The organism is Chitinophaga sp. 22308 (genome assembly GCF_052045305.1).
Lineage (GTDB): Bacteria > Bacteroidota > Bacteroidia > Chitinophagales > Chitinophagaceae > Chitinophaga > Chitinophaga varians_A.
On sequence record NZ_JBQEOP010000009.1, the window covers coordinates 217,622 to 224,937 of the forward strand.

At 51.3% G+C, this 7,316-nt stretch carries 1 protein-coding gene; it reads right to left on the reverse strand.

Annotated features, from left to right (window positions below; translation table 11 throughout):
• Positions 1-9: 9 nt before the first annotated feature.
• Positions 10-7,305, reverse strand: coding sequence for an amino acid adenylation domain-containing protein (locus ACTJJS_RS30820; protein WP_440667623.1), 7,296 nt, complete (start codon positions 7,303-7,305; stop codon positions 10-12).
• Between the last annotated feature and the right edge of the window lie 11 nt (positions 7,306-7,316).

The window sequence follows — 7,316 nt, forward strand, 5'->3', positions numbered from 1 at the left end:
ACAACGGTATTATATTTTATGATGATGGAAATAGGAAAGTATGTTTTCTGCCAGGGCAGGTACGTATGGCGATTTAACCAGCGTATGATGATCTCCCGGCGTTTGTACCAATGTCAGTTCCGGCGCGTATTGTTTCCACCCAAGCATATCATCAGCCGTATATGCTCCGCCAGCTGCCTTCACCACCAACAAAGGGGCCGCCATCTTATGTTTTAATGTATAAGATATCCGGATGCTGTTCAGCTCAAGGTCCAGCACACGGAAAGCCAATGACAGCATACCGTTATTATCACGTACGTTTTCCCTGACCGCCGCCTTCATCTTTTCCACTGTTTCAGCCAATGGACCATCAACAGTGGCCGCCTTCAGCTCGTTGAACCAATTGGGACAAGGCACTGCCATCAGCTGATGCTGCTCCAGGAATTGCTGCAGTCCGGACAACAGCTGTTCATTCAAATGTTGATGGTCCTGCACTTCCTTCCTTGCGTCCGGAGGCGTGTCCAGGAAAGCAGCGAAAGCTACGTCCTCTCCCTTTGTTTCCAGCTGACGGATCATTTCAAAGGCGACAAAACAGCCGAAGGAATGCCCGATAAAACGGTATGGGCCGGCAGGCTGTACTTCCTTTATCCAGGCGATATGTTGCGCTGCGATCTTCTCCATGCTTTGCAACAGTTGTTCATCTTCATAAATTCCTGTCATCTGCAAACCATACACAGTAAAAGTCTTATCCAGCGCAGCGGCCAGTTCACCATAGCCTTCGCTGGTACCGCCGGAGCCGGGAAGTATAAACAACGGTGCTCCGTCCCTGTTATGGTTAAGGGGCAACAGATGCCTACTATGCACCGCAAGGGAATGCACTTCCTGTTTCTCGAGTAAATCAGACAGACCGGCAATGGTGGGATGATCAAACACGTCGGTAATGGTAACCGTCTTGTTCAGCGTTTTACGGATGGATGCTATCAGCTTAATGGTGAGCAGTGAATGCCCGCCCCTGGTAAAGAAGTTGTCGTATAACCCTATCCGTTCTACCTCCAGGAGGTCCTCCCATAGCGCGGCGAGCGATAACTGCAATGGCGTCTGAGGCGGAGTGTATGCATCCCCCTCTGGGTTGTCGCCTGGTTTGGGCAGGGCGCTCCTGTCTACCTTTCCGTTATTGGTAAGGGGAATGGTTTCCATCGGGATGAGCTGTTCCGGTAACATATATACTGGCAAGAACTGTTTTAACCAGGTCATTATCCCGTCATTATCGAAATCACCCTGCGGTACGATATAAGCCGTCAATTGTTGCTCATGCGCCACCACAACGGCCTGTTTGACCAGCGGGGAAGTTTGCAGCACATGCGCTATTTCGGCTGGTTCTATACGGTAGCCGCGCACCTTCACCTGGTCGTCTGTACGACCCAGGTATTCCATATTACCGTCGGGCAGCCAACGGCCCAGGTCTCCTGTGTGGTACATTTTTCCACCGTGAAAAGGATTATCAGTGAACCTTTCCGCCGTCAGGTCCGGACGGCGCAGGTATCCCCGGGCAACCCCTGCTCCTCCTATGCAAATTTCCCCGGTTACCCCTCTCGGCACCAGCTGATGGTGGGCATCCAGCAGGTATAACTGAATATTGTCCACCGGTTTGCCGATATTGATTACCTGTCCTTCCCGCGGCCGGAACGTATAGGTATTACAGCCTACAGTAGCTTCTGTCGGCCCGTATTCATTTACCACAGTTACCTGCTGTCCGTTCAGGAAAGCCACATGTCCGGGCAATAGCGCCTCTCCTCCTATCACAAGCGTTGACGCCGGACAAGCCGCCTGACGGCGTTGCATGGCTTCTTCCAGTAAAGGCAGGTGGGCAGGTGTTAGTTTGATAAAGTCATAAGGCGCATGCTTCCACAGTAATTCATCTTCAAACACCATTGTTTGCGGGGCTGCACTTATCACCACCGGCTTCCCGGATATAAGCGGCATAAAGAGAGCGGTCACCGCTGCATCGAATGTATAGGACAGGTGTATAAAACTACCTGCCGCCTTACTCTCCCCGGAAACATACGCTGTCTTATTATTACAGAGATAATGTAAAAGATTGGCGTGAGTAACCATTACCCCTTTGGGAACACCGGTACTGCCAGAAGTATAAATAATATAGGCCAGGTCCTCACCACCGGGATAGTCTGTCAGCGGTGTTTCTTCAGCAGTATCTGCCTGTGATGCAATCATAATTTTCACATCGGCATCCGGCAAAACACGGGCCCCTTCTTCGCTGCATACGATGATCTCAGCAAGCGTGTCTTCGAGTATATGACGGATGCGCTCTGCCGGAAAGGCAGGGTCCACAGGAACATAAGCGGCCCCTGCTTTCATGACGCCCCATATGGCGGCTATCATATCTATCCCGCGCTCAAAACACAGCGGCACCAGCATACCAGGCTTTATGTTATGCTGATGACGTAAAAATGCAGCCAGCCTGTTGGCACGGTCCTTCAATTCCCGATAGGTAACCGTTCCGGCAGCAGAGACCACCGCGGGACTGTCAGGATTACTCAACGCCTGTGCCTCCAAAAAATGCACCACTGTGGCGGCTTGCGGCGCGGGCGCCGCAGTGTCATTGAAGATATGCAACAGTTGATGTTCTTCCTCCTGCGTAAGCAGCGGCAACACATCCACCGCCAACAGCGGATCGCTGGTGATAGCTGTCAGCAACAGTTCATACGACATTACCATACGCCGTATAGTGTCCGGGAGGAACAAATCACTACGATATTCTATACTCACCTGCAATTCTTCCGCTGCTTCTATCACCGACCAGTTAATGTCGAACTGAGTGGTATTGCGCACTACCGGAACAGCAGACAAACTCAGTTCCTTGAGATGAAGCTGTGATGCTACAGGCATGTTAGGCATACCAAACAGCACCTGGAAGATAGGATTACGGGTCGTATCCCTTTCCTTCACTACCGCCTCCACTACTTTTTCAAAAGGTACGTCCTGATGTTCGAAAGCTTCCAGCGTGGTTTGTTTTACCTGCTGCAGAAAAGTTGTAAAGGCAGGCGCGCCTGACAGATCACTGCGAAGCGCCAACGTATTGATAAAGAAGCCGATCAGTCCTTCCAATTCCTGCTGCTGCCGGCCGGCGGCGGAGCAGCCCACACAGATATCCGTTTGCCCGCAATAGCGGTACAACAATACTTTAAACGCTGCCAGCAACGTCATAAACAGGGAGGCACCGTTATCAAGTGACAGTTGCTTTATTTTCGATGACAATGTTTTATTCAGCACATACTGGAAAGTGGCGCCATCATTACGTTGGACTGCCGGCCGCCGGAAATCGGCCGGTATCTGCAAAAGAGAGACATCCTGCAATTGCCGTTTCCAATAGTCCAGTTTTTGCCCAAGGGCCTCGTCTGTCAACCTGTTACGTTGCCAGACCGCATAATCTGCATATTGTATGGGCAATGGCGCCAGATCTGCCTTTTCGCCGGAAACAATAGCATTATATAACAATGATAATTCGTTGATCAATATTCCGGCAGACCATCCGTCACCAGCAATATGATGCAGGGTCAGCACCACGGTATAATCTTCCGACGGGGCGCAAATCAGCAGCCCGCGCAGCATATCATCTTTGGAAAGATCAAAAGGCTTAGTGGTCCAGTTGCCGATATCTTCATCATGCACCTCTCCATTGATGACCGTCAGCTGCCAGCTGTCCGGAGCCTTTACGTACTGGTATGGTCGTCCGTCTGTAACTGTGACGACAGTACGTAATACTTCATGCCTGTTCACAATTTCACGCAGTGCCGCTTCCAGGGCCGGAATATTCAGTCGCCCTTTTAACTTCAGGACCGCGGGCATATGAAATTGTACACTACCGCTAAGCTGGTCAATGAACCACAGGCGTTCCTGGTTAAAGGAGAGCGGTATACGGTCAGGACGCCCGCCTGCGGTAATGGCAGGTAACCGGCTCTCTTGTGACAGCCCGCTTATAAAGGCCGCCAGCTCTGCTATTGTCGGGTACTGGAATAATGACCTGACGGGAAGCTCCACCTCCAGGCGGTTGCGCAACACCGCCGCTTCACGCATTGCCAGCAGGGAATGACCTCCCAGCTCAAAGAAATTATCATGAACGCCTATACGCCCGACACCCAACAATTCTTCCCATATCTCTACCAGTAACGTTTCCAGCGGGCCTGAAGCCTCCGCGTATGCGCGTTGGTTTCCGGCATCCGGATCAGGCGATGGTAATAAACCCTTGTCTATTTTCCCGTTGGCATTCAGCGGGAATGCGTCCAGCTCAATGATAAAAGAAGGGACCATATATTCCGGAAGACGCTCTCTGAGCGAAGACCGGATATGATCTTTGTTGTAATCTTCAGCCGGCACGATGTAAGCCACTAACTGTTTTCCGCTGCTGGCATGATTGCGTACCGTTACCAATACCTGTTTTACACCCGCAAGCTCCTGCAACACGCTTTCTATTTCCCCCGGTTCTATACGGTAGCCGCGGATCTTCACCTGGTTATCCGTACGGCCCATGAAAGTGATGTGGCCGTCTGCTTCCCGCCGGGCAAGGTCACCGGTGCGGTACATACGTTCTCCTGCCACGAACGGAGAAGACAGGAAACGCGTGGACGTCAGCTCCGGCTGGTTCAGGTAACCACGCGCCACCCCGGCGCCACCCACATACAATTCACCGGTAACGCCCAAGGGCACCGGTTGCTGTGAACCGTCCAGGATATACGCCGTTCTGTTTGACAACGGTAAACCTATTGGCGTAACTGCACGAAGACCATGCTCGTCGATACGGTAACTCAGGGAAAAGGTAGTATTCTCCGTTGGGCCGTAGATGTTACTCACCTTTATCAATGGATAAGCGGCCTGTAACTTTTCGATATGTTTTTCAGACAATCGCTCTCCTCCCGTCAGGACTGCTTCTATCCCTGAAAAGACGGTAATATCAGTATCTACCAGCTGATTAAACCAACCAGTGGTAAAGAACATTTTATTTACGCCTCTGCTTTGCAATTCTTCTTTCAATACAGCGATGTCCAGCAGCTCATGCTCCCGGCTTAGTACCAGGCGGCCTCCATTGAGCAACATGCCCCAGTATTCGAACGTTGTTGCATCAAAAGACACAGACCCTGCCGACAAGATGGCATCTGCGGGCGTAAGCGAAATATAGTTCGGTTCGCATACCAGACTGGTTACATTACGATGCTCCACGAGCACTCCTTTCGGACGGCCGGTAGAACCGGAAGTGTACATCACGTACGCGAGGTTGTCTGCACGTAGCTTCACGGATGCCGGGGCGCCGGTTGCCGGAAGATCCGCCAAAGTATCGATACACACTATCTCCAGGTCTGGCTGCAGCGATGCCAGCCGGTCAGCGTGATCGCTGACGGTGATCAGCAGCGGGCCTCCCAGGTCTGACAGGATGTAGCGGATACGATCATCCGGGCAGTCAGGGTCTATAGGCGCATAAGCGCCGCCGGCCTTCAGGATGGCCAGCAGTATCACGATCATGTCCGGAGCGCGGTGCATACATACAGGCACCAGTGTTTCAGTGCCAACGCCTTTGTCCTGAAGGTAGCAGGCCAGCGCGTCAGAACGTTCATCCAGCGCAGCGTAGGTAAGCGTAGTATCTGCAAATACCACTGCCGTCGCCTCCGGGCGAAGAGCGGCCTGTTTCCGGAAAAGGTCCGGTATAGAGGCCTCAGAAGGATAACCGGCAACGGTGGCATTGAAGTCAAATAACAGCTGCTGCTTCTCTGTAGCTTCCAGCATGGGCAATGCTCCCACCGTAGCAAACGGCGAGGCTGCCGCTGCATATGACAATTGCCGGAAATGACGGGCCATCCGTTCAATGGTCGCCTCTTCAAACAGGTCTGTGCAATATTCTATACAGCCGTGTAGTTCGCCCGCCTGTTCCTGTAATAAAAAGGTCAGGTCAAACTTGGCCGTGTTTGATTCCAGCGGCTCCGGAGAAATATGAAGGCCGTTCAGGCGTATATCCGGTACAGGAGGCGTATTCTGTAAGATAAACAACACCTGGAACAGTGGGTTTACGCTTACATCCCGTTCTCTAACGACTGCCTCCACTATTTTTTCAAGAGGCACGTCCTGGTGGTCATAAGCCGCCAGCGTGGTGTCCCTTATATTTTTCAGCAGTTCGGTAAAAGACATGCCTGGTAACACTTCGGTGCGTAATGCCAGGGTATTCACAAAAAAACCGATCAGTCCCTCCAGCTGCCTTAATGATCTTCCGGCAATGGGACTGCCCACACAGATATCTTCCTGTAAAGTGTAGCGATATAACAATACTTTAAAAACCGCCAGCAATGTCATAAACAGCGTAGCCCCCTCCTGTTGTGAAAGCGCCTTTAGCTGGTCCGTCACCTCCTTACCGATGTTGAAATGGTATTCACGTCCACGGAAACCCGGTAGCAGCGGGCGGGGGTGATCTGTGGGCAACTGCAGTGTGGCGACGTCGGCCAGCTTTTTTTTCCAGTAGTCCATTTTCCGTTCGAGCACCCTTTCTTTCAGGAAGTTGCGTTGCCATATTGCATAATCCGCATATTGTATCCCCAGCTTACGCAACTGTGGGATACGGTTATCAACGGCCGCATTGTACAGCTCTACCAGCTCTTCGACGATAATGCCCGCTGACCATCCGTCTGCGGCTATATGATGAAGGGTCAGTACCAACAGGTACTCTTCTTCTCCAAGCACAATCAAACGTGCCCTCAGCATATAGTCAGCGGAAAGATCGAATGGTTTTTCTATACTGCTTTTCACATATCCGTTCAGTTTGTCCGCATCGTCCGCTATGCCTGGAATGTCTGCAATGTCCATCGTCCATTTATACCGTTCCAGCAATTGCTGATGAGGTACACCGGCGGTTGATGTTATCACCGTGCGTAACACCTCATGCCTGTTCACAATTTCCTGCAAAGCATTTACCAGCTTATCTTTTTCGAGGATGCCCCGTAAACGCAGCAGTACGTTGATATGATAGGGCACGCTCCCTTCCATCTGATCAATAAACCACAGGCGCTCCTGGTTGAACGACAGGGGGACCGGCCCTGACGGCCGGTCCACAGTAAGCGGTATATCCGTATTACGCTTTGTATGCTGCTGAAAATAATCGAGCAGGTCTGTTTTATTATGCCTCAGCTCATTCAGCAGCGAAGGATCAGGTTCATTGTCTTTATGCATTTGCACGATCAGCTCACCCTCGTCATATATGATCTTTATACCGTTATCATTGGCGCGTTTCAACAGATTGGTTATATCGGTTAACCTGGTATTTGTCATGTGTAATAATT

Coding starts and splice junctions, on each gene's coding strand:
- ACTJJS_RS30820 (WP_440667623.1), bottom strand. CDS start 7,305: ATGACAAATACCAGGTTAACCGATATAACCAATCTGTTGAAACGCGCC.